This is a genomic window from Dactylosporangium sp. NPDC005555, from assembly GCF_040605635.1.
Taxonomy (GTDB): Bacteria; Actinomycetota; Actinomycetes; order Mycobacteriales; family Micromonosporaceae; genus Dactylosporangium.
In genome coordinates, this window is the sequence record NZ_JBEXDG010000011.1 from 114,810 (window position 1) to 137,497 (window position 22,688).

Below are 22,688 nucleotides of genomic sequence, written 5' to 3' on the forward strand. Positions count from 1 at the left end.
AACAGTCTGCCCGACCATCGGCGGAATTCGTGCCCGCTATGGAGCCTGTTTCTGAGGTGATCGGGCAGCTCAATGCCGGGAACATTGCCAGGCGGCTCCTCGAATCTCCGCTCTGACCACGGCGGCCTATGCTCCCGCGGTGACCGCTGTACTGCTCGAGGCCGCCGGCGACTGCCCGATCATGCGCCGGGCGGCGATGCTGGCCGGGTGGGTCGGCGGCGGGCGGCCGGTGACCGCGAAGGGCGTGCTCAAGCCGGTGGACATTCCGGCCGCCATGGCGGCGATGGGCCTCCAACCGCCCGGACGTGCCCGTACCGCTGCCGACGTGGAGTCGCTGCACCGCCCGTGGGTCGCCGCGCAGGCGATTGAACTGATCAGGGTCGATGCGGGCGTGGCCCAGGCGGGCGGTACGCCTGCCGACGCCCTCGAATCCTGGTGGGCCGCGCTGTCCGCGGTGCTGCGGGTGGAGTCCCACGACCGTGAGGGCGAGGGCGCGTCCGTGCTGTGCCGGACTCTGCTGGCGGTGCTGGCCAAGGAGCCCACGGTCGGCGAGATCGAGAACCGTGTCCATCGGAGCCTGCTCGCCGAGGCGGAGGGCTGGTATGTCGGCGCGGCCCATCAGGCGTTCCGCCGGGGCATGACGCCGGTCGACGCCGGCGTGGAGCTGCTCGCCGAGTTCGGCGCGGTCGACGCCGGGCTGCGGCTGACGCCGTTGGGGCGGTGGGCGGATCAGCGTTTCGCCGCGCTCGTGCCCGAGCCCGTGACCGCGGACCTGGCGGCCGCCGACCTGCTGACCCGGATCGCGGGGCGGGACGAGCGGGGCGTGCGGGACGCGGCACGGCAGTGGCTCGCCGGCCGCGACGTGAAGAAGGCCGTCGCCGAGGTGCTGGCCGTCGCCGAGAGCGCCACGCCGGCCGAGCGGGTCGCCGGGGTCGACCTGGTCGGCGCGCTGGGTGTGGCGATGCGGTCGGCGTGGCGGTCAGCGCTGCGCAGGCCGATGCTGGCACCGCACGCCCGCGCTGCGCTGGCGACGTGGGAAGACGCGGACCGGGCGCCGAGCGAGGCGGATCACCGGTGGCTGGCGGTCGAATACGCGCTTGCCGTCGAGGACCTCGAAGAGGCGTGGCGTCTCGTGGACGACTTCGGCGGGCTGGACGTCGTCGCGGAGAGTTCGCATCCAGACGCGGGTGCGCTTCTCGACGCGCTCAACGCCGCCGGGCCACCGCCATGTCTGGTGTACCAGTTGAAGATTGCGCTGTCGCGGATCAGTCCGCCGGCGTGGCGTCGGCTGCGCGTACCGGCGACGATTCATCTCGACGTGCTGCATGACGCTATTCAGGTGGCCTTCGGATGGGGCGACGACCATCTGCATTTCTTCGAGGTCGACCGGCGTCGCTACGCCGATCCGGACTTCGAGCTCGACGACTGCGGCGACGAGTCCGACGTGCGGCTGATAAAGGCTCTTCCCGCCGGCGGCACCATGACGTACGTCTTCGACATGGGCGACTGGTGGGAGCATCGGATCACCCTGGAGCGGATCGACCCGGTCGCGGAGATCGCCTTCGAATGTGTCGGTGGGCGTGGTCCGGGCGCGACGCCGTTCGACATCGACGGGATCAACCGTCGACTGGCGACCTACCTCGCGTGATTCCCCGGACCGGCGGACCCTGATGGCTGACTGGATGGAATCACTTGACTCCGTGGCGTGTTTGAATTCGCGGTTTGACTGACGGTCACGAGTCCTGTCGTGTCGCTGGCCTGGCCGACCCGGCCGCATCGGTCACCGGCACGATCAAGGGCGACAGCGGTCCCGGCGCGACGGCGGCGATCACCGTCAACGGCACGTCGGTGACGCTGAAGGCGGTCGACGCGAAACCCAACACCGGCCTCTTCAGCTGGGACGTGTAGCGGGACGGCAGTCCCGACCCGGTCGAGGAGCGGGACGGTGCCGAGGTCACGATCCACGGTCTTGCCCCCGGCCGATATGAGGTGCGCCTCGGCTACTGCACCCTGTCGCTGCCGCTGAGCTGCGGCTTCGCCACGGGCACGTTCACCATCGCCGCGCCGGTGGAGTTCACCGTGACCGAGATCCCCGGGCGGGCGCTGGCACGGCGGTTCGCGGTGCCCAGCCCGGACGCCGCCACCACGTACACCTGGAGCGTCGACGGCAGGCCCCTCGCGGTGACCGGGCCTGATGTGGTGTGGGACGCGCCCGTGCCCGGGACGTACGAGATCGCCATGACCGCGACGAAGGGCGGGACCGGGCGGACAGTCACCAGGCAGGTCACCGTCGGATACCGCATCGACGTGGTCGACAGCGGCGGCAACGGCCTTGTCACCGGGCTGGTCGCCGACCCGAAAGCGCCGTGCGACGGTGACCGGACCGTGCCGACCGTCAAATCCGGCATCGGCGTCTGGGCCTCGCTGCGGACCACGGCGTCCGCCGCGTTGACGAATCCGCCGGTACCCGGTGGCACCGCGACAATCGGATTGCTGCCGCCGGATGGTGTCGCGACGTGGACCGGCGGGTGTTCAACCGAGCCGCGCAGAGCTTCTGGGTGAACGCCGACATCACCAGCGACCGGGCGCTCGCCGCGACGGCGCTGGCCGGATTTCTCGGCTCGATCACGGGTGGCACGGTCGACCTGAACGCGATGACGCGTGCCCTCTCCCTTTGGGAAAACGCCTTCATCCTCGAGGTCGTCGGCCGAGCTGCAGGCCCGCGGCATCGACTTCACCGACAAGGACGCCGTCGAGGACGTGATTCGCCAGATCAACGCCGAGAACATCGCCAGGCGGGCGCTCAATCCACCGCTGTGACCGCGGTTCGAGAGGCTCGGGCGGTCAGCCGGGTCGAGCAACCACGGCGGCGATGAGCGTTGCGAGCCGGGCAGTCGGCACTTCGACGTCGGAGCGGCGTCGACTGCGTCGGGCCAGTTCGTGCAGGTGTGCTGCGGCATCGCGGCGCGAACCTCGCAATGGGGCCTCGTGAAGCCGCCAGCCCCCGATCTCGTCGGGTGGATGGCCGTCGCGGATTTCAAGAAGGCGGTAGATGTCCTCGACGTCTCTGGCTTCCAGGCGGGAGCCGTACGCGAGCGCTTTGATGACGAGCGCGAGCTCAACTGTGGGCACTCGCACGGTGAATTCCAGTCTGGTGCCGTCGAGCATTCGCGCCCCGGCGTCGATCACGATGGGTTCGGCGGCCAGAGCGGGGGCGAGTCCAGGGGCCGAATCGAACGCGCGACCTCCGTGCTCCTGGGGTCGGAAGCGTCCGTCCAGCGAAGGTATGAGCAGGTCGACGGCAAGCTCCGGAATGGGACCACCTGCGACGGCGAGCTCCGGAACCGGTCGCATGTAACTGTTGCCGCTCGTGGCGGCATACCCGTGTTCGACTAAGCGCTGGTGGATGACGCCTGAACCGGCGAGTTCGGTCGTGATCGCGGCATCGGCGTCGCGGGTGCGGCGTATGGCGACGCCAGGAATGGGGAAGGCGGTCAGGAGCAGCGAAGCCATCTGTCCACCGATGATGCGCACGTTCTGGTCAGCGGTGATCGCACTGATCTCGGCGAGCGATCGGATGGACAGCTCGTCGGCGTACGAGGTGGCGACGAGCTCGACATGGACCTTCAAGACCACAGTCGCTCCCGGAGTGCTCGCGCTCGAAGTTGCTCGACGGCCGCGTCAACATCGCTGCCGGGTGACCTGCGTAGGTCCCAGGCCGCGATCAGTGGGTCGGTGTACCGGCGCTGGGTCGTCCCACCCGTCATTGACGGCCATTCGCGGGACATGGTCAGGATGGTCGGGTCCCGGGGAGTCCACAACTCGACCGTCGCATCCGCGGACCGTACGGTCGCGAAGCCGTGTTCCTCCAGGGGAGGTTGATCGACGACATAGGCGATGACGCGGTCCGGACGTCGCCATGGTGCGTACAGATCGGCGGCGAGATCACCGGACACGCCTGGTAGGGCGTCGCCTCGGTCCCGAGCGACCTGTTCGATCCGTGCGAACTGCGCCGTGACGTCTCCGGTCGCCGACCAGTACGTGGTCAGGCCGCGTGGCCCCGGGTACTCCAGCATGAACCGGTCCCAGCACCCTGCCCGGTCGGTCACCTGCCATCCGCCCGAGGTGCGTGCCACCAACTCGTCGGGCAGCGGAAGTTGCTTGCCGATCGCAACATGCGACATCCCGAGCCGGCGCGCTATCTCCGACTGCGACAACGGCTCCGCAGCGCTCAGCGCGAACAGCCGGAGCATCGCCAGCCGGGCCCAACTGGAGCGCCCCGAATGCGCAGGAGCGGTCGGTCGTTGCTCACCGGACCGGTGTACCTCACCCCGGAAGTGGACGACCGCGTCTTCAACCGCTGCGTACGCGACGCGGTGATCCCGCTCAGCAGCTCGCCTCAAGGCACGCCCCGCTCGCGCGACCACGAAGAGCAGCCCATCCACGTGCGGCCGGAGCGCCGCCACGGCACGGTCGATCTCACCCGGGCTCGGCGAGTGGCGCAAAAGCATCACCTGGTGACGTGACCACCTGCCGTCGCCAGCACCGATCTCAACCTCGGTGCTGCTCGTGACCCGCCGATCCAACCCGGCATCCAGCAGCAGCTCGACGCCGTCACTACTGTTCACTCGCTCAATGTAACCTACCTAGAAAATTTCTAGGTAGGTTACAACGTGCATCGGCGATCAACCGTTGGCCAACCGGGTCAGCGCCCCCAACCGGTTGGGTTCCTCGACCGGATCGGAACGCGTCAACCAGCCCAACTGGGGCCATGCATGGGTAGGGACGGTGCCGACGCTCAGCCGGGCCGGCCAGAGCGAGTCGGCACGTGGCCTCGACATCGATAGATCTCGCCGCGCGAGGACCCGATCATCGGCTGCCTCTTCGTCCGCGACACGCGGTTCTTCGGGGCCGACGCGGATGCCGGGCCGCCGCCGGACTTCGCGTCGAACATCGTTCAGGGCAAGGGCTACGACCTGGCCGACGACGCGTACGCCGGCTACTTCCGCGACGTGATCCACCAGCTCACCGGCCCGGCCGTTGAGCTGGACCTCAGCGAACCCTGGCACCGCGCCGGACCCGTCTACGGCGACCCGCGCCTGCAGCCGCAGCGACTCGGCCAGCAGGCGTTCAAGGGCGTCGTCCTCGACGCGTACCGCCACCGCTGCGCGATCACCGGCGCGAAGATCCGGCCGGTGCTACAGGCGGCGCACATCCTCCCACTGCCGAACGGCGGCCAGCACCGGCTCGACAACGGCCTGCTGCTGCGGTCCGACGTGCACATCATGTTCGATCGCGGGTACCTCAGCGTCGACCCGAAGCACCGGCTGCTGGTCAGCCCGAGGCTGCGCGAGGACTTCGGCAACGGCGAGGAGTTCTACTCACGGCACGGCCAGTCGATCGCCGTGCCGGAGCGGGCCGCCGACCGGCCGCACCGCGAGTTCCTGGAATGGCACGTGGACTCCGTCTTCCAGGCTGGATGACGACCGCTAGAGCTGGCTGGAGCCCTGACGCGGTCGCGGCCCCCGACCGGGTCGTCCGGGCCGCCGCGAAACTGCTCGAAGAACAGGACGCGCTGGCGGCGATGGACAAGGCTGTCGCGAACCTCGCCACGGCCGCGCGGTTGCTCGGGCAGCTCGCCTCGATCGCGGAACTCGCCGTGCTCGTCATGCAGGGAAAGCGCACCGGCGTCGTGGAGTTCCGCACCGGAATCTGACGTTACGAGGGCTTGCAGGTCTTGCTGGATTTCACGGTGCTGTACGAGTAGACGGAGATGGTGAACGGCAGGGTCGGGGCGATCGCGTCCAGGTATGCCAGGGTCGCGGCGTTCGGGCCGGGACTGTCCTGGACCTCGCGCGGAATTGCCAGCGGCAGCGGGTGGCTGGTGGCGACGAGGGCTTCGATTTTGCCGCAGGCGCTGTCCTGCACTCTCTGTGGTTCCGGGCGCGGCACGGTCGGCTCGGCGTACGTCAGGAAGAACGGGTCGGAATAGCGCAGGACGTATGCGTCTTCCTCGAAGTCCCAGCCATAGGTGACGTGCAGGAACGGCAGGCGGGCGGACGGGCAGGTGTCGAAGAGGGTCGCTATCGATGGCACCACGTTGGTCTGGGCGTCGTCGAATGACGGGATCACCTCGCCGTGGCCGTCCGACAGGAACGGGAGGCCGCGGGCGCTGATTTTGCAGATCGGGCTGTCCGGGGGGAGGACGCCGCTCGGGCGTTGGTTGGACGATGCGGACGGGATCGCGGCCGTCGCCGGTGTGGCGGGTGTCGGGGTCGGCTCGCCCTGGCCCCAGGCCGGCAGGGCGGCCAGCGCGATCAAGGCCGCTGCGGTGAGGACAGCGGCGGCGGTACGGCGGCGGCGGGCCCTCGAAAGCCGTCGCGGTATCTCCTCGACCGGGGGCGGGGCGGCGGTGTCCGACGACTGGTCGCGGAAAGCGTCGAAGTGGGCCCGCAGGGGGTCGCGCTCCGTCATGGCTCACCCACTCGTCGTCCGCTCTGCGTTCGCTGCTTCGTCCAGGCTCAACAGTTGGCTCAGGGTCGTGCGCGCGCGGTGCAACCTTGCCTTGATCGTGCCCTCGGGGGCGTCGACGAAATCAGCGATCTCGCGCACGGAGAACCCGGCGAGGTAGTGCAGGACCGCCGCCTGCCGGTTGACCTGCGTGAGCTGCCCGAGCGCACGCAGGAGGTCCAGCGAGAGTCCGTCGGGACCTCGTACATCATCGGCGATCAGGTCACGACGGAAGTGCAGCATGCGCCTGGCCCGCCGCCACCGGCTGATCGCCAGGTTCCAGGCTACCCGCCGCACCCAACCCACGGGGTCCTCGAACGTGGATACCGTCGACCACCGCGCGAAGGCGCGGGTGAACGCCTCCTGCACCAGGTCCTGCGCTTCGGCCCGGTCGCCGACGAACGCGTACAGCTGCGTGAGGAGACGCGGGTACGTCGCGGAGTAGAACTCGGCGAAGTCCGGCGCGACTGCCATCAGGTGCACCACTCCGGTCGTGTGAACTGCTGCAGCCTAGTGGATCGTGCCGTTTTTGTGGCCTACGAAAATTTCTTCTCCTGCGATGCAACCCCCCGCCCCCGGCGGCGTGTCCGTCATGCGCGCCGCAATCGATGCGTTCAACGGGGGCACATCGCATGCGGCGCGACCTGCGGGGTGTTGGCTGGGTGCGGCGCAAACGGGGGGCCGCACCCAGCCGGCAGCCCCACGCATCGAGGCGATGGATGTGCGGGTTCCAACCCGGCCTGCCGCTGGAGGCATGTACTCCAATGAGGCAGATCCGGGGAGGGGCCGAGTGGACGACGAAGAGGGTTTCCGGGAGTTCGTGCGGGCGCGGCTGCCCCGTCTGTCCCGTGCCGCCTACCTCCTCGCCGGCGGGCACGCTCAGGCCGAGGATCTGCTCCAGTCCGCGCTGATCAAAGCGGCCGACCACTGGGGGAAGGTTTCCAAGGCCGGCGATCCCGAGGCGTACGTGCGGAAAATCCTCTATCACGAGCACATCCGCTCCTGGCGGCGGCGCAGGTTTCTTGAGCATTCGACGGCCGATGTCCCGGAAAAGGCGGCGGTCGGGGATGAGACCGGCCGGGCGGAGCTGCGGCTGGTGCTGGAGCAGGCGCTGGCGAAACTCACCCGGCGGCAGCGGGCCGTTGTGGTGCTGCGGTATTTCGAGGACCTGTCGGAAGCGGACACGGCACAGGTCATGGGGACGTCGATCGGGACCGTGAAGAGCCAGACCAGCCATGCGCTGGGGCGGTTGCGGGTGCTTGCGCCGGAATTGGAAAACGCGATGGAGGTGTGGTCGTGACACGGCTCGGGGAGGTGCTCGACGACATCGCCGAGCATGCCAAGTTGTACGACGTCACCGACAAGGCCGTCCGGGTGGCGCGGCGGCGCCGGCGGGTGCGCAAGACCACGACGGCGGTGATGGCGATGGTGCTGGTGCTGGTCGTGATGGTGACGGTGCTTCCGATGTTCCTCTTCGGCGGGCCGGGGCGGCCGGAAGGCGGACCGGGCAGGCTCGACGGAGTTCCGCCCACGCTGGTGCAGCCGCTGCTCGACACGCCGACGCGAGGTTCACTGGCCGGCGACGCTCGATATGTCGGTGCGCTGCTCGATCGGATCGTCGACGAACCCGAGGATTTCGGACTGCCCGGAGACCGCACGAAACTGCGCGTGCTGTTCGTCGGTGACGTTCCCGGGAATCGAAGGATTGCGCTGATCGCTGGGATCACCGGTGTACCGCGAATGGTCAACCTCACCGGATCGGGAAAGGCACCGGTGAAGGACCTGGACCTCACCGGCTGGTCCGATGTCGAGGAGCCGGTCGTCCGTGACGGTTGGCGCGGCGACAAGAACGAGGGCTACGAGCTGATTCTCGGTCCGTCCGGCTATGACGTGTCGGTGTCGAGTGCGCCGCAGTACATGAGCGACGGCACCATCCAGCGCACGTGGACCCCGGAGCCCGCCGGTTACATTCTTCGCGACACCGCGACGCTGCCCCGTGGCCTTCGGGTCCGAATGACCAAGGGCGACACCGTGTTCTTCGAATCGGCGGTCGCGTCACCCGGCACGGTGCGGGCGGCGCAGATCGACCCGACTCCGCTGTACGGCCGGGGCAAACCCGCACCGCGTGCGGCGCAGGCGGCGGCGGACGCGCTCGCCTACAGCACCGGCCTCGTCGGGCCCGGCATCCAGTACGTCGTGCTGTGGAGCGACGACTTCGTCGTCAACGACCCGAACGGCGGCGGCTCAGGCCTCGGCCAGATCGCGACGGTGATGGCGGTGACGGAGAGCGGCGGCGGCCCGTACATCACTGTCGCAACGGACACGAACCCGGAACCCAACGCCCGCACCCACCCGACCGGCGCCGGCATCTCCGGCCGCCTCGAACAGTCGGTGATCGCCATGCGCATGCCGCACTTCGACGAGACCGTGCCGGCCACCCTGCAGATCATCGCCCCACCGACCGCCGTCCGCGTCGACCTGCTGAAGGGCCAGGAGGTCGTGGATACGGTCCCCCTGACGAACGGCGTCGGCAAGCTGGACCTGCCCGGCGAGGTGCAACTGCGGGTGCGCGCCCTCGACGCCCAGGGCAACACCGTCGCGGAGCGCCTGTTCAAGGACTGGGACGGCGTCCCTACCTCCGGCGGCGGCTACGAGCCGGAGATCCGCGGCTGGTGAGCCGGACAAGAAGACCGTGGCGACGCCGCCGCGCCGGCCGTGCCGCTCCAGGTCAGTGACGGGCAGCGCGCGTCGCTGGTGTCGGCGCCGGGTCGGTGATAGATCCGGGTAAACCTCGTGCGCCCCGTGTGCGTCCTTCTTCCCGTGAAGATCTGGAAGATGGTCGTACATGCGGCGTTGATCCTGCTTTTCGCCGGCTGCAGTGACTCGGTCGATCAGCCCGGGGCGACGCCATGGGCCCCGTCCACGACGCAGGCGCCCGGCGACCGGTGGGCGGACAAGATCACGACGGGTGATGGTGGTGCGGTGGCGGCGCCGGGCTTCAACACGCACATCGACGCCACCGCGCCGGCCTGGGCGGAGTCGGCGGACAGCACGCTGGCGGAGCTGCTCGGCTTGACCCGCCAGTTCGACGGTCCCATCAGCGTCCTGCTGCGTCGCGAGAACGGCGCCGACAACCCGGTCCTGACCGCGACCCTCACCAAACTCGGCGACGACTCCGTCAATGCGATGCGCTACCGGATCGTCCTGCGCCGCGCCGACGACGGCCGGTTCCGGTTCGTCGAGGGCAAGCTCACCACCCGCTGCCAGACGGGCCGCGGCCATCAGACCTTCGAAACCACCCGCTGCTCCTGACGTCCACCAGAATTGCCGGTGCAAGAGCGCGCCGCGTGACCTGACAGGGGTGTAGATAACCCCACCCCTGTCAGGTACTCAGGGGCAATCTGCTGACCTCGATCCGTTCGTACCGTGAAACGCATGCGGACAGCGTTGGAGATTCGAGGGTTGAGCAAGCGGTTCGGGGAGAAGGTGGCCGTTGACGGCATCGACCTGAGTGTGCCGCGGGGGTCGTTCTACGGGCTGGTCGGGCAGAACGGGGCGGGCAAGACCACGACGCTGTCCATGGCGGTCGGGTTGCTGCGGCCCGACAGCGGGACCGCGAGCATCTTCGGCGAAGACGTCTGGAGTGCGCCTGAGCGGGCCAAGGCGCTCGTCGGGGTGCTGCCCGACGGGCTCGCGATGCCGGAACGGCTGACGGGGCGGGAGGTCCTCACGTACATCGGACTCCTGCGCGGCATGGGCAAGGATGTCGTGGCGCAGCGGGCCGGCGAGCTCCTTGCCGTGCTCGAGCTCGACGCCGCGGAGAAGGCGCTCGTCATCGAGTACTCCACCGGCATGCGCAAGAAGATCGGGCTGGCCACGGCGTTGTTGCACGCGCCGAGGTTGCTGGTGCTCGATGAGCCGTTCGAGGCCGTGGACCCCGTTTCCGCGGCGACGATCAAGACGATGCTGCGCGGGTTCGTCGCGGGCGGTGGGTCGATCGTCCTGTCCAGCCACGTGATGGCGCTGGTCGAGCAGCTGTGCGACCACGTCGCCGTGGTGAACGCGGGGACCGTCGTGGCGGCCGGGCCGCTGGACGAGGTGCGGGGCGGGCGGACGCTGGAGGACGCGTTCGTCGGGCTGGTCGGTCGCGAGTCGGTGCAGAGCAAGGAGCTGTCGTGGCTGTCGAGCTGACCATGGCGCAGATGAAGTTCGCGATCCTGCGGCACTCCTATCGCGGTCAGCGCGCGCAGACCGCCGGCACCGGCGCGGTGCTCGGAGTGGTGCTCGCGGCCGGGACCGTGTACCTGGCGTTCGTGCGCCCTGAGCTGCTCGCCGCCGGGTACGCGGTCTGGCTGCTCGGCTGGATGCTCGGCCCGGTCTTCATGGGCGGCGGCGACGAGACGGTGCGGCCGGAGTACTTCGCGCTGCTCGGCCTGCCCCGGCGGCGCCTGGCCACGGGCCTGCTGACCGCGGCGTTCGTCGGCGTCGCGCCCCTGGTGAGCCTCACCGCGCTGCTCGGCATCGTGATCATCGGCCGTGGGAACCTCCTCCTGGCAGTACCGGCGATGCTGTTGCAGTTGGCGGTTTTCGTTCTTCTGTCCAAGGTGTGCGTGGCCCTGGTCGGGCTGGCGCTGCGGACCCGGGCCGGGGCGGTCGCGTCAGGCCTCATCAACGGCGCGATCCTCGCGGCGCTCGGCCAGGTCTGGGTGTTCTTCGTGGCGTTCGGCCAGACGGGCATCCCCACGTTCGTCCTCTATCTCCCGTCGTCGTGGGGCGTGCAGGCCGCCCAAGGACGCGCATGGGCACTCGCGGCATTGGCGGCGTCGGTACTGGTGCTGCTCGCCCTCTGGGCGGCGCTGCTCGGCCGGCGGGGCCGATCGGTGTCCGGCGGAGGTCGTCGCCCGATGGCCGCGAGCACCCCGGCCGGTGCCATCGTCGCGAAAGAGCTGCGCACCTGGTCGCGCGACCTGGTCCGCAACCACCAGATGGCGTTCGCGCTGTCCTACGGCGTCTGCTTCGCCGCCAGCCCGCTCCTCGTCGGCTGGGACGGCATGCTCCCGTACGCCGGCCCGATCTTCGTCGTCATGGCCGCCGCGATGTCCTCCAACCTGTACGGCTCGGACGGCACCGCCCTCTGGCTCACCCTGATGACCCCGGGCACCCCGGACGTGCGCGGCCGCCAGCTCGCGTGGCTGTCCGTGCAGGCCCCTCTCGCTGTGCTGGTGACGGTGAGTTTCACAGTGATTGTGGGCGGGCCGTGGCCGCTGATGCTGGCGCTGCTGGCCGCGCTCCTCGGCGGCGCGGCGGGCCTGGTCCCGCTCCTCGCGGTCTACGCCCTGGTCCCCGGCACCGACCCGCACCGCCGCGCCGGCAACCCCTTGCGCACCAGCGAGGACGACGGCGGTCTCACCGGTCTGGCGTACCTGATGCTGGCTCTGGTCGTGCTCACCGGCCTGCCCGCCGCCCTGGTCGCGATCTGGTTCGGCTGGGCGGGGGTTGCCGTCGGTGTACTGACGGGCGCGTTGTGCTGGTGGGGCTTCGGCCTCCTCGCCGAGCGCCGCCTGCTGTCGCACGGCCCTGAGCTGCTGGAGACGATGCGCACCGGCCGCAAACCGGTCTCCTCGAAGTCGTTCCAGCTCGACCACCTGACGAAGACCCAGCAGGCGATCGCGGGCTGGTGCTTCGGCCTCGGCGCCATCCCCCTCGTCCCCCAGGGCATCCTCGCCGCCGTCTTCGTCGCCAACGACACCCTGCGCCACAGCTGGTTCCTGGCCACCTACATGCCATCAGGCCTGCGGTACCCGGTGGCGGCCGCCTTCATCGCCGCGGGCCTCGCGATGTACGGCACCGGAGTGTGGCTCGCCCGCTCAAAGCCTGCTACTGCCTGAGCCGGCTCGATGTGGTCAGGGTGTCCAGCGATCGCCGACCTCCCCGGCGTGACCACCCGACGCTGGCGGTAGCTACAGCTCGGCGGCGCGTTGCAGGGCATCCAGGTCGATCACCGTCACCGTGCGGTAGCCGGTGACGATCGAGCCGGCGCGGCGGAAGTCGCGCAGTGACTTCTGGACGGTGACCTCGGCCGCGCCGCACAGGCCGGCCAGCTCGGACTGGGTCAGCTCGAAGCCGATCTCCAGGCCGGTCGGGGTGCGGCGGCCATAGGCGAGTGCCATTTTCACCAGGACCCGGGCGACGCGGACCTTGGCGGAGTACGCGGTGAAGTCGACCCGGAACTGATTCGCCCACCGCAGCCGGTCGGCGACCATGCCGGCCAGGGCGAGCGCCGCGCTGGGCTGCTGCTCCAGGAACGCCCGCAGCTGAGGGCGGCGGATCACGCTGAACGCCAGCGGGGTGCACGCCGTCACCGTGGCGGAACGGGGCAGGTCGTTGAGGGCGGACATCTCGCCGATGAGGTCTCCGCCGACGCGGATCGCCAGCAGTGACTCGACACCCTCGGCCGTCAGGGCGGTGACCTTGGCGACGCCCGCCTGCAGCAGCAGGACGTGACGCTCCTCGGCGCCCTGGCTGATCAGCACGTCGCCCGGCTGGGCGCGCCGGCGCGGGGCCATGGCCCGGAGGCTGTCGCGGGCCTGGGTGGTCAGCCGGTGCAGGTAGGTGCCGGGCGGCCACATGGCGGCTCCGACATCGACGGCAGTCATTCCAGACGATACCATTCGCGACCGTCCGGCTACTGTCCGCCTATGGTCGCGGCCAGACACCACCAGCCGACCGATCCGATCGCCGTGCCGGCGACCCAGGGCAGGCTGACCCGGATCGCCTGGTACTTCTGCACCGCGATCGCGGCGAGCACCTCGGCGGCCGCCCACGCGTCGTCGCGTTGCCGCTCGACCGGGGCGGGCGTGGACGGCCGCGGGTGCGCCCCGAGATCCGGCAGGGCGAAGCGGTTGCCGGTCGCCCCGTCAGGGCCGGTCAGTCGGGGCAGGATGCACCGGCCCAGATGCCAGCCCGCGACGGAGGTGCCGACCACGATCGCCGCCGCCAGGATGATCATGCAGACGGTGGCGGCGGTCCCGGCGTGTACCGCCGCTGCGGCGAGCCCGGGCTGGTTCGCCGACAGGGCCGCCACGCCGACCAGCCCGGTCAGCAGCACCGCGGCCTTCGTGTCGGCGTGCTGGATGGCGGCCTGCGCGGCGACGCCCATCGACACGGCGATGCGCAGATCTTCCAGTGGCTCCAGCGGTCCGGTCGTTTCGCTCATGCATCCATCGAAGCTCATGCCGCCGCGGGAGATTGCCTCAGAAGACGGCCATGCCGTATTTCGACGGAATCTCCAGCGGCGCTCATCGATATACAGGAACCGTCGCCGGTGACCGCCGTGCGGCGCCGGGCGGTGAAAAGGTGGCAGCGGTGTCCGAATCAGCTCATCCCAGACGCTGTGTGCTCGTCGCGGTCGACATGGAGCGCTACAGCCCGCGGGACAACCTGCGGCAGTACCGGGCGCAGCAGCTGTTCCGCGAGGTCATGAACGAGGCGGTCACGAGCGTCGGGCTCGACCGCGCGCGCTGGACCACGCAGCAGAGCGGCGACGGCGAGCTGGCGATCCTGCCGGAGGACACGTCGGAGCTCACCGTCGTGGCGGACTTCGTGCCGGCGCTCGACCGCATCCTGCGCGAACACAACCGCAGCCTGCTGCCCGAGGCGAAGGTCCGCCTGCGGGTCGCGATCCACCAGGGCCTGGTCCACCTCACCGGCGCCAACGGCTTCCCCGGCGAGGCCGTGGTCGAGGTGAGCCGCCTGCTGGACGCCGACGCGCTGCGACGGGCGCTCGACGCGTTTCCGCATGCGGCGGTCGCGCTCATCGTGTCGCGGAGCATCTTCCAGGACGTTGTGCGGCAGCGGTACCGCGGACTGCGCCCCGAACGGTTCGCCGAGGTGCGGGTGACGGTCAAGCAGCTGACGATGGACGCCTGGATCTGCGTGCCGGACGAGGACGCGAGCGCGGTGGCCTGGAATCCACCGGAGCCCACCGCCCCGGTCGCTCCGCCGCCGGTGAAGGTCGAGCCGGCGCCCGCGTCGTACCAGATCAGCGGCGTCACCACGCATGGACCGGCGGTATTCGGGCCGGGCGGCACGGCGATCGGCACCGTGCACGGCTCGTGGGACGGCAGGGCTGAGAGGTGACCACGGTCGAGCAGCCGTCGTCCACGGAGCAGCCGCAGCCGGAGCCGCCGGAGCCGCAGCCACCCGTCGCGGAGCCGGCAGAGGACCCCGAAGACACCGGGGAGACCGACGCCGCCGAGGACACGGAGGACGAGGTCCGCTCGCTGCCCGCGAACATGATCAGGTCCTACGGCATCCTGGACTCGGACTTCTTCGGGCCGGCGGCGATCGGTGCGGGCGCGACGTCGATCGGCGCCGTCCTGAACGTCGGCGCCGGTCAGGCCCGTCGCAGGTTCATCAACCAGCCACTGGACGGCGCCGTGGTGCTGGAGCGGATCCACACCTACGCCGCGACGAGCACCCCGGACCGCCTGGTCGAGCGGCTCGCCAGCCGACCGGTCGCGTATCTCAGCGGACCCGCCGGCAGCGGACGGTTCACCGCCGCCCTGGTCGGCCTCGCCCGCACCCATGCGCCCGACCGGATCACCCAGCTCCAGCTCGTCGGCGACGAGCCGATCCACGCCTTCCTCGCCGACCGGGATCTGCTCAGGCCGGAGTACGGACACGTCGTCGAGCTCTCCCGCACCCCCGAGCCGGAGCCGTCCGAGCTGGCCCAGCTGTCCAACCTCGCGCGCGCCGCGCGGGCGGCGGTCGTGTTCGTCGGGCCCGCCTCCAGTGGGCAGCTCGTCGAATATCACGTCGAGCACGCGCGTCCCGACCCGCAGGAGGTCTTCCTCGCCTGGCTGGAGCGGTGGCTGCGCGACCAGGGCCGCTGCATCGACGCCTGCCCGGCCTGCGAGCAAGGATGCGTCCGGTCGTACGTCGAGCACTGTCGCGCCGAGCACGTGCGGCACCTGTCCGCGAACACCATGACCGACGCCGTGCGGTTCGCGCAGCAGTTCGCCGATCTCGTGCCGGACGACAACGTGGCCGCCGACCTCTTGGCCGACCGGGCGACCCTGCGCGGCAAAGCGATGGGTCTGCTCGACGCGGCCCCGGCACGCGACGGGTTTCATCACCGACGCCTCGCGCAGCACCGGCGGGCCGCCCGGCTGGCCTTCGCCGTGTTCAACGGATATCCGCTGACCAGGGTCTTCGAGGCGACCGGTGCGCTGATCCGGCGGCTGGACGAGGCCGCCGGTCGTGACCCCGCCGGCCCCACCGTCCTGGAGCACAGCCTGGACGAGCTGCTCGGCGACATCCGCGCATCGGCCCAGGGTGCCGGCACCGTGGGCGCTGCGAGGATCGCCGAACTGCGCCAGCCCGAGCTGGTCCGTGGCCTGCTCGACGTCGCCTGGCACGAGTACGACACGGCCCGGCAGCCGCTGCTGGACTGGCTCGACGACCTCGTCGTGACGGGCGATGCCCGGCCCGTCGCCGCCGCCGCGGGCCTGCTGTGCGAGTACGACTTCGACCAGATCCGGCGGAACCTGCTGGAGACCTGGGCGGCGAGCAAGAGCCGTTCCCGGCGTGAGGCCGCCGCCCTCGCCTGCGAGCTCGCGGTGCACAACTCGCAGCTGGCCCCGCGGGTCCTGGGCTGCGTCGCAGGGTGGGTCGGGCAGCCGGGCAACCGTCGCGACACCGCGGTCCGGACCTACGCCACGAACACGTTCCGCCGGCGGTATCCGCTCGACGCGCTGCTGGTGCTGGAACGCGCGGCCTTCGACGACATGCAGCGCACCAGTAACGCCATCCCGGTCGGCGTCCGGGGCATCTACACGACCAACGGTGCGGCGGTGATGCGGCGGCTGGTGCGCTGGCCCGAGTCCCCGTTCGCAAACGTGCGGAGCATGGCCGGCCGCTGCCTGGTGCAGCTGGCGGAGGTCGACAGCAACGCCTGGCCGGCGCTGCTGCGCCAGACCGACAAGGGCGAGCTGTCCGCCGCCGACCACGCCGGCCTGTGGCCCGGCGCGTTGCTGAACCCGGCGACGGCCCGGCAGGCGTGGTCGGTCTTCGAGCGGTGGATCGGGCTCGCCGCCACGGACCAGGATCTCGCCGCCGTGCTCTGTGACCTGCTCAGCCACGTCCTGCGCGGCGGCCCGATCAACGTTCGTGCCCGCTTCTACCTGCGGCACTTCTGGCGGCGCAGCATGCCAGGCAACCCGCTCCTCGACACCATCGACGACATGCTGGAGGGACGACACCATGAGCACTGACGCGCTGTCGAAAGAGACTTGGCTACGCCGGCTCGCGGAATGGTGGCAGCCCACCGCCGTCGACGCCCACGGCTTCGAACCCGAGCTGACCGACTGCCGGCCGGTCGCGCCGATCGCCCTGACCGCGAAGGGTGACGCCTTCGACTTCTCCGTGCGGCCGACGCTCACCTGGTACGCCAGGCAGCTGACCCGCACGCGGTTCGAGCAGCTCATCGCCGCGTACACGCCGGACGTGATCGACGCGCTGCGCCTGCGCACCGAACGGATCGCGCGGTCGTTCGAGCCGCACCGCTCACAACACCTCGAGCAGCAGCTCAACGAGCGACTGGCGGCCAAGGACTGGATCATGGGGGAGTCCGGCGAGCGGATCACCTGCCGCCCCACGGTCTTCGTGCTGCCGGATCCACGGGTGCGCGAGAGCATGCAGCCGTACTGGCAGCGCCGCATCCAAATGCAGACCGACCACGAGCTGGCGATGCGGCAGGCCGAGCTGACCCGGGAACGTACCGAGGCGTGGTCGAAGGTCATGAAGTCGCTGGAGCGCGACCCGCGCAGCAGACACGCCGCGTCGCTCGCCGAGCACGAGGCCTTCGCGGAGGTCTACACCGCCATGACGCAGGGTCGCAAGGACGAGCTGCTCAAGCTCATCGAGCTGCTGGAGAAGGCCGGCCACAGCTACAACGGGATCGGACTGTACGAATACGCCGAAGGGCTCGACGCGGCGCTCGCCGAGTACCGCAAGCGCGCCGAGGTCGACGCGGTCGAGTAGCGGCCGGTTCACCGGGCGGGTGTCGCGGTCATGACATCGGCGCTGGTGAACGGGGGTCCCGTGACGGACGTGCCTTGGGGTGTCCGGCGGTGACGTGCCGCGGGGGAGCCCACATGGGAGGTAGTCATGGGAATCATCAAGGGTCTTGCGCTGCTGACGGTCGGTGCGGTCGCGGGGGCGGCGGCGTTTGTCGGCTTCGGGGCGGTGAGCGGGGACGTCGCGCTGGACAAGGTCGCGGACTACACGTCGACCGGCGGGGGCAGGAAGGCCGAAGTGGTCAAGTTCAAGCTGGCGCCGAGCTCCGAGCAGCTCGCCAAGTGCATGCCGAAGGTCAAGGTCGACGTGAGCGTCAAGCTGGAGACCGACGTGAAGGGGTTCGACGTCTTCGACGTGAGCGTCACGGGCGGGCCGGCGAACACGGCGTTCACGGTGTTCCTGCTGGAGGTGCCGGCGTTGCCGTTCGGGGCGGCGGAGTACGTCGGGGACGTGTTCACCGACAAGCACGGCAAGGGGCGCACCGAGATGAAGCTCATCGTCGAAGAGGCGTTCTCCTCGACGCTGGTCGGCAAGGAGCGGGTCCGCAAGGAGCTCGGACACGTCGGCATGTGGTTCGCCGACCCGGCGGGCGACGACTTCTGCCTCGGCGCCGGGCAAGGGCCGGTGACCCCGTTCGACGGCGACAACGAGGCCGGCACCCAGGTCTTCAACTCCGCGCCGTCGCTGCCGAAGGCGCCCCTGCCGTAAACAGGCCGCTGCCGAAGGCGCCCCTGCCGTAAACAGCAGGGACCCCCGGCGGAGGCCGGGGGTCCCTGGAAAAACTGGATCAGTCGGTGCCGGCCTCCATGGCGGCGTTGTCGAGGAGCTCGTCTCCGGTGTCGGCCTGGCCGCGGGAGGCGATGGCCTCGGCGCCGCCTTCGGGCATGGTGCCGATGAGCTGGGTCGAGGACTGCTCGGGGCCGGCGACGAGCTGGCGGTGCTGGCCGCTGCCGACGATGCCGATGCGGGCGTACTGCTCCAGTTTGGCCCGCGAGTCGGCGATGTCGAGGTTGCGCATGGTGAGCTGGCCGATGCGGTCCAGCGGGCCGAAGGCGGAGTCCTCGGTGCGCTCCATCGAGAGCTTGTCGGGGTGGTAGCTCAGCGTGGGGCCCGAGGTGTTGAGGACCGAGTAGTCCTCGCCCCGGCGCAGGCGCAGGGTCACCTCGCCGGTGATCGCGGAGCCGACCCAGCGCTGCAGGGACTCGCGCAGCATGAGCGCCTGCGGGTCCAGCCAGCGGCCCTCGTACAGCAGGCGGCCGAGACGACGTCCCTCGTTGTGGTACGCCGCGACGGTGTCCTCGTTGTGGATCGCGTTGACCAGCCGCTCATAGGCGGTGTGCAGCAGCGCCATGCCCGGCGCCTCGTAGATGCCGCGGCTCTTGGCCTCGATGATGCGGTTCTCGATCTGGTCGGACATGCCCAGGCCGTGGCGGCCGCCGACGGCGTTGGCCTCGAGGACGAGGTCGACGGCGGAGCCGAACTCCTTACCGTTGATCGTGACGGGGCGGCCCTGCTCGAAGCCGATCGTGACGTCCTCGGTGACGATCTCGACCGCGGGGTCCCAGAAGCGGACGCCCATGATCGGGTCGACGATCTCGATGCCGGTGTCGAGGCGTTCGAGGGTCTTCGCCTCGTGGGTGGCGCCCCAGATGTTGGCGTCGGTGGAATACGCCTTCTCGGTGCTGTCCCGGTAGGGCAGGCCGTGCGCGAGCAGCCACTCGGACATCTCCTTGCGGCCACCGAGCTCGGTGACGAAGGCGGCGTCCAGCCACGGCTTGTAGATGCGCAGCGAGGGGTTCGCCAGCAGCCCGTACCGATAGAAGCGCTCGATGTCGTTGCCCTTGAACGTCGAGCCGTCGCCCCACACCTGCACGCCGTCCTCGAGCATCGCGTGCACGAGGAGGGTGCCGGTGACGGCGCGGCCGAGCGGGGTGGTGTTGAAATACCCGCGGCCGCCGGAGCGGATGTGGAACGCGCCGCAGGCCAGGGCCGCGAGGCCCTCTTCGACGAGCGCTGCGCGGCAGTCGACCAGGCGGGCGATCTCGGCGCCGTAAGCGCCGGCGCGGCCGGGGACCGACGCGATGTCGGGCTCGTCGTACTGCCCGATGTCAGCGGTGTACGTGCAGGGCACCGCGCCCTTCTCGCGCATCCACGCGACAGCTACCGACGTGTCCAGGCCACCGGAGAAGGCGATTCCGACACGTTCACCGACGGGCAGGGAGGTGAGCACCTTGGACATGTCGAAAGTATATGCATCCCACTGCATGATGATGCAACTTTGCAGAACGGCAGGTGTGACGGACGCCACTCACATGTCACGTTCGGCGCGCCGGCGTCCGTCCTGCGGGCATGAACATTGTGATCACCATCGCCGCAGCGCTCTGGGTCGGGTTCTCGGCCGTTTCCGTCTTCATGCGCGCCAAGTGGGTCGTCGAGCCGCTCGCGGCCTATGGCATCCCCACCTCGTGGTGGCCGTGGCTCGGCACTGCCAAGGCCGCCGGCGCACTGGGTCTGCTCGCCGGACTGGTCGTCCCCGCGATCGGTGTCGCCGCTGGGATCGGCCTCGTGCTCTATTTCACGGGCGCCGTGATCACCGTCCTGCGCGCCCGGTCGTACTCACACGTCGTGTTCCCGCTCATGTACATGGCGCCGGTCGCGATCGCGCTGGCACTGTAGTGATCATGACGACCGACGTGTTCTTCGAGCATCGGCGCCTGCTGTTCTCCGTGGCGTACCGGATCCTCGGCAGCGCGACCGACGCCGAGGACGCGGTGCAGGACGCGTGGGTGAAGTGGTCCTCGGCGGACCGGTCCGAGGTGGTCGACGCACGCTCGTACATCATCCGAATCGTGACGAACGTGGCCATGGACCGGCTCCGAGCGGCCCGGTCCCGCCGGGAGGTCTACGTCGGGCCGTGGCTGCCCGAGCCGATCGTCACCACCTCGGGTGAGGACGCCGACTCGGTGTCGATGGCGCTGCTGGTGGTGCTGGAGACGCTGAGCCCCCTCGAACGCGCCGTGTTCGTGCTCAAGGAGGCGTTCGGCTTCACGCACGCGGAGATCGCCACCGCCGTCGAACGCTCCGAGGACGCCGTCCGGCAGGCCGCACACCGCGCCCGCGAGCACGTGCAGGCCCGCCGGCCCAGATTCCACGCCGGGTTCGCGCAGCGGCGCGAGGTCACCGAGCGGTTCTTCGCCGCGGCCACCGGCGGCGACATCAACACCCTCATGCAGCTGCTCGCGCCGGGCGTCACCGTGTGGACCGACGGCGGCGGCAAGGTCCGCCAGGCGACCCGCCCCATCACCGGCGCGTCGCGTGTCGCCGCGTGGTTCGCGACGCTGGGTCGGCAGCCGTACCAGGGGGTCGAGCTCGCCGACATGACCGTGGACCTCGTCGAGCTCAACGGCGGACCCGGGATCGTGTTCCGCGGCGCCGGGCGGGTCATCGGCACCCTGACGCTCGACATCGACGAGCAAGGGCGCGTCGCCGGCATCTACAACGTCGCCAACCCCGACAAGCTCCGCGCGATCTGAAACGTTCCCGGCCGGCCGCAGGCGCTCGGGCCATGCGGCGCCGCGGCGTTGCCCGCCGTCTCCGGCCGGCCCTACCGTGCGCCGCATGTCCCGAGGGCTCGCTCGATTCGTCACGCACCTGTTGAAGGTCTACGGCACCGTTCAGTAGCCGTATCGGCTCTTCAGATGCCGCCACCAGTCGCGCAGCATCCAGGCGTCGAACTCGGTGATCGACGTCGCCGAGCCCGCCTTCATGAGGAAGCCGCCGACGCCAGTGGGCGTCCAGTCGTAGAAGTCGTCGAGACCGAAACTATGGCCGATCTCATGCAGCAGAATATGGATGTTGTCGTTGTTGACGGCGCCGACGAAGTACTCGCTGCCGACCCGCTGACCCCAGTCGCCGCCCGCGCCGCCGTTCATTCCCGCGGTCAGCCACAGTGACATGTCGTAATGGTGCGAGGCGCCGCCCGGGCAGTTCGGGTAGTTGCCGCTCACGTTGAAGAACCGGCCGCACGGCTCCGAGCACTGCGGCGCGTTCTCACGGATGTTGTTGACGTAGACGTCGACCGAGTTGTCGCTCCACTGCAGCGTCGCCCGATCCCTCACCGCCCAGCCGACGACCTTCAGCGGCACATTCTGGTAGGGCCAGCCGTTGTGCCCGGCCATCACGTCCATCCATTTCTTGAACTGCCGCGCGAGCGACGCGTGGATCTGGTCGCGCAATGCGGCGCTCACCGGGGCGCTGGAGTCCCAGCGGACGCAGTAGTTGATGCTGCCCCGGTTGGCGAACACCTGGTCCCAGCCGTAGTTACGGAATCCGTACAGGTTCGGATACGTCTGCTCGACGTGCTGCCAGACCTGGTTGAGCGGGGTGACGAGGCCGGCCGGCGGGTTCCAGTTGCCGCTGCTCTGGCCGATCGCCGTGGCGTACGCCCGCAGTTCCAGCACCCCGACCGAGGCCGCGCCGCTCTGCAGGACGAGTCGCAACCTGGTGGTGCTGACGGCGGTGAAATTCACGGCGTTGTACTGGTTGGCGGCCGTGGGATAGCCGGTCGCCCCCGCCACGTCCACATAGGACGAACCGTTCCACGACTGCAGGCGCCAGGAACCCGGGGTGCGGACACCGCCGTTGTCGTCGAAGAAGTAGACGTCGGCGGCCTTGAGTGTCTGTGCGGCGGACCACGTCAGCAGGACCCATTGTTCGCCGGTGTTCGGCCACGTGCCCCACCGCCGGTTGACGGTGTCGTTGGAGGTGGCGGGGTCGATGCCGTCGTTGACCGCGGCGACGCTCTCCCATGACGAGGTGTACGACGCGGTCGCGGTGGCCGTGCGGGCGAGGTTGTCGCTCTGGCCGGGCGCGGCCTCGGCGACCGTGGCGCCGCCGGCGAGCATCGCGATGGCGGCGAGGGGCACGACGATTCTTCGGAGCATGGACCTGATTCCTTCCGTTGCCGAAATCCTTTTCGACAACGTGGCGTCGCAACTGACGCGTGTCAATGCCCCATCGATCTGTCCGCGCCCCGCGCGTTGACCGAAATGTTTTCGGCGTGAAAGTTACCTTTTTGGCTGCGTCGCTCGCCGCGGTGT

General features: G+C 69.8%; 25 protein-coding genes. 17 read left to right on the forward strand and 8 right to left on the reverse strand.

The annotated features are described in order from the left end of the window. Positions 1-139 precede the first annotated feature (139 nt). The 4 genes from ABZS58_RS15320 to ABZS58_RS15335 all read left to right on the forward strand — a co-directional run bounded on the left by ABZS58_RS15320 (position 140) and on the right by ABZS58_RS15335 (position 2,820). Entirely contained in the window at positions 140-1,648 is a 1,509-nt protein-coding gene (locus ABZS58_RS15320) for a plasmid pRiA4b ORF-3 family protein (protein WP_354781679.1), read from the forward strand. A 74-nt stretch (positions 1,649-1,722) separates the two neighbouring features. Further along, entirely contained in the window at positions 1,723-1,908 is a 186-nt protein-coding gene (locus tag ABZS58_RS15325; RefSeq protein ID WP_354781681.1) for a hypothetical protein, read from the forward strand. 81 nt (positions 1,909-1,989) lie between these two features. Then, positions 1,990-2,562 carry a hypothetical protein gene (locus ABZS58_RS15330; protein ID WP_354781683.1) on the forward strand — a complete coding sequence of 191 codons (573 nt, stop codon included), beginning with the start codon at positions 1,990-1,992 and terminating at the stop codon, positions 2,560-2,562. A 99-nt stretch (positions 2,563-2,661) separates the two neighbouring features. Then, entirely contained in the window at positions 2,662-2,820 is a 159-nt protein-coding gene (locus ABZS58_RS15335) for a hypothetical protein (RefSeq protein WP_354781685.1), read from the forward strand. A 24-nt stretch (positions 2,821-2,844) separates the two neighbouring features. Here ABZS58_RS15335 and ABZS58_RS15340 read toward each other — a convergent pair whose 3' ends face one another. Then, positions 2,845-3,636 (reverse strand): hypothetical protein, encoded by a 792-nt coding sequence (locus ABZS58_RS15340; RefSeq protein WP_354781687.1) that lies wholly within the window; start codon positions 3,634-3,636, stop codon positions 2,845-2,847. Further along, positions 3,627-4,628, reverse strand: a complete 1,002-nt coding sequence (locus ABZS58_RS15345) for a hypothetical protein (RefSeq protein ID WP_354781689.1) — start codon at positions 4,626-4,628, stop codon at positions 3,627-3,629. Before ABZS58_RS15345 ends, ABZS58_RS15340 begins: the two co-directional genes overlap by 10 nt. A 384-nt stretch (positions 4,629-5,012) precedes the next feature. Here ABZS58_RS15345 and ABZS58_RS15350 point away from each other — a divergent pair, with 384 nt between their 5' ends. Both ABZS58_RS15350 and ABZS58_RS15355 read left to right on the forward strand, forming a co-directional pair. Next, positions 5,013-5,483 carry an HNH endonuclease gene (locus ABZS58_RS15350; RefSeq protein ID WP_354781691.1) on the forward strand — a complete coding sequence of 157 codons (471 nt, stop codon included), beginning with the start codon at positions 5,013-5,015 and terminating at the stop codon, positions 5,481-5,483. Beyond that, entirely contained in the window at positions 5,480-5,716 is a 237-nt protein-coding gene (locus tag ABZS58_RS15355) for a hypothetical protein (RefSeq protein WP_354781693.1), read from the forward strand. Before ABZS58_RS15350 ends, ABZS58_RS15355 begins: the two co-directional genes overlap by 4 nt. 2 nt (positions 5,717-5,718) lie before the next feature. On the opposite strand, the gene ABZS58_RS15360 is transcribed toward ABZS58_RS15355, so the two are convergent. Together ABZS58_RS15360 and ABZS58_RS15365 are read right to left on the reverse strand one after the other, a co-directional pair. Continuing rightward, the gene (locus ABZS58_RS15360; RefSeq protein WP_354781695.1) at positions 5,719-6,474 is read right to left on the reverse strand and encodes a hypothetical protein; all 756 of its coding nucleotides are present in this window, start codon (positions 6,472-6,474) and stop codon (positions 5,719-5,721) included. Positions 6,475-6,477: 3 nt separating this feature from the next. Then, the gene (locus ABZS58_RS15365) at positions 6,478-6,984 is read right to left on the reverse strand and encodes a SigE family RNA polymerase sigma factor (protein WP_354781697.1); all 507 of its coding nucleotides are present in this window, start codon (positions 6,982-6,984) and stop codon (positions 6,478-6,480) included. A 316-nt stretch (positions 6,985-7,300) separates the two neighbouring features. Here ABZS58_RS15365 and ABZS58_RS15370 point away from each other — a divergent pair, with 316 nt between their 5' ends. The 5 genes from ABZS58_RS15370 to ABZS58_RS15390 all read left to right on the forward strand — a co-directional run bounded on the left by ABZS58_RS15370 (position 7,301) and on the right by ABZS58_RS15390 (position 12,398). Next, positions 7,301-7,810 carry a SigE family RNA polymerase sigma factor gene (locus ABZS58_RS15370; RefSeq protein ID WP_354781699.1) on the forward strand — a complete coding sequence of 170 codons (510 nt, stop codon included), beginning with the start codon at positions 7,301-7,303 and terminating at the stop codon, positions 7,808-7,810. Next, a complete protein-coding gene (locus ABZS58_RS15375) occupies positions 7,807-9,186 on the forward strand; it encodes a hypothetical protein (protein ID WP_354781701.1) in 1,380 nt (459 codons plus the stop codon). The genes ABZS58_RS15370 and ABZS58_RS15375 overlap by 4 nt, the downstream gene beginning before the upstream one ends. Before the next feature lie 144 nt (positions 9,187-9,330). Continuing rightward, on the forward strand, positions 9,331-9,822 hold the full coding sequence (locus ABZS58_RS15380) for a hypothetical protein (protein ID WP_354781703.1): 492 nt from the start codon (positions 9,331-9,333) through the stop codon (positions 9,820-9,822). Positions 9,823-9,945: 123 nt separating this feature from the next. Further along, positions 9,946-10,701: an ABC transporter ATP-binding protein gene (locus tag ABZS58_RS15385; RefSeq protein ID WP_354781705.1), complete on the forward strand. Its 756-nt coding sequence runs from the start codon at positions 9,946-9,948 to the stop codon at positions 10,699-10,701. After that, the gene (locus tag ABZS58_RS15390; protein WP_354781707.1) at positions 10,686-12,398 is read left to right on the forward strand and encodes a hypothetical protein; all 1,713 of its coding nucleotides are present in this window, start codon (positions 10,686-10,688) and stop codon (positions 12,396-12,398) included. Before ABZS58_RS15385 ends, ABZS58_RS15390 begins: the two co-directional genes overlap by 16 nt. A 72-nt stretch (positions 12,399-12,470) precedes the next feature. On the opposite strand, the gene ABZS58_RS15395 is transcribed toward ABZS58_RS15390, so the two are convergent. Both ABZS58_RS15395 and ABZS58_RS15400 read right to left on the reverse strand, forming a co-directional pair. Then, the gene (locus ABZS58_RS15395; RefSeq protein ID WP_354781709.1) at positions 12,471-13,166 is read right to left on the reverse strand and encodes a Crp/Fnr family transcriptional regulator; all 696 of its coding nucleotides are present in this window, start codon (positions 13,164-13,166) and stop codon (positions 12,471-12,473) included. Between the two features lie 29 nt (positions 13,167-13,195). Then, entirely contained in the window at positions 13,196-13,726 is a 531-nt protein-coding gene (locus tag ABZS58_RS15400) for a hypothetical protein (protein ID WP_354781711.1), read from the reverse strand. 149 nt (positions 13,727-13,875) lie between these two features. Here ABZS58_RS15400 and ABZS58_RS15405 point away from each other — a divergent pair, with 149 nt between their 5' ends. The 4 genes from ABZS58_RS15405 (at position 13,876) to ABZS58_RS15420 (ending at position 18,297) form a co-directional block, all read left to right on the forward strand. Then, positions 13,876-14,649, forward strand: coding sequence for a hypothetical protein (locus tag ABZS58_RS15405; RefSeq protein WP_354781713.1), 774 nt, complete (start codon positions 13,876-13,878; stop codon positions 14,647-14,649). After that, the gene (locus ABZS58_RS15410) at positions 14,646-16,784 is read left to right on the forward strand and encodes a hypothetical protein (RefSeq protein WP_354781715.1); all 2,139 of its coding nucleotides are present in this window, start codon (positions 14,646-14,648) and stop codon (positions 16,782-16,784) included. Before ABZS58_RS15405 ends, ABZS58_RS15410 begins: the two co-directional genes overlap by 4 nt. Next, positions 16,774-17,553: a hypothetical protein gene (locus ABZS58_RS15415; protein WP_354781717.1), complete on the forward strand. Its 780-nt coding sequence runs from the start codon at positions 16,774-16,776 to the stop codon at positions 17,551-17,553. Before ABZS58_RS15410 ends, ABZS58_RS15415 begins: the two co-directional genes overlap by 11 nt. Before the next feature lie 126 nt (positions 17,554-17,679). Further along, complete coding sequence (locus ABZS58_RS15420) at positions 17,680-18,297, forward strand: hypothetical protein (RefSeq protein ID WP_354781719.1); 618 nt, start codon at positions 17,680-17,682, stop codon at positions 18,295-18,297. Positions 18,298-18,376: 79 nt separating this feature from the next. Here ABZS58_RS15420 and argG read toward each other — a convergent pair whose 3' ends face one another. Then, the gene (gene argG / locus ABZS58_RS15425; RefSeq protein ID WP_354781720.1) at positions 18,377-19,828 is read right to left on the reverse strand and encodes an argininosuccinate synthase; all 1,452 of its coding nucleotides are present in this window, start codon (positions 19,826-19,828) and stop codon (positions 18,377-18,379) included. Between the two features lie 110 nt (positions 19,829-19,938). Between argG and ABZS58_RS15430 the strand changes: the two genes are divergently transcribed. Together ABZS58_RS15430 and ABZS58_RS15435 are read left to right on the forward strand one after the other, a co-directional pair. Beyond that, positions 19,939-20,265 carry a DoxX family protein gene (locus ABZS58_RS15430; RefSeq protein ID WP_354781722.1) on the forward strand — a complete coding sequence of 109 codons (327 nt, stop codon included), beginning with the start codon at positions 19,939-19,941 and terminating at the stop codon, positions 20,263-20,265. A gap of 5 nt (positions 20,266-20,270) precedes the next feature. Next, positions 20,271-21,122, forward strand: coding sequence for an RNA polymerase sigma-70 factor (locus ABZS58_RS15435; protein ID WP_354781724.1), 852 nt, complete (start codon positions 20,271-20,273; stop codon positions 21,120-21,122). 141 nt (positions 21,123-21,263) lie between these two features. On the opposite strand, the gene ABZS58_RS15440 is transcribed toward ABZS58_RS15435, so the two are convergent. After that, positions 21,264-22,532, reverse strand: coding sequence for a cellulose-binding protein (locus ABZS58_RS15440; protein ID WP_354781726.1), 1,269 nt, complete (start codon positions 22,530-22,532; stop codon positions 21,264-21,266). Between the last annotated feature and the right edge of the window lie 156 nt (positions 22,533-22,688).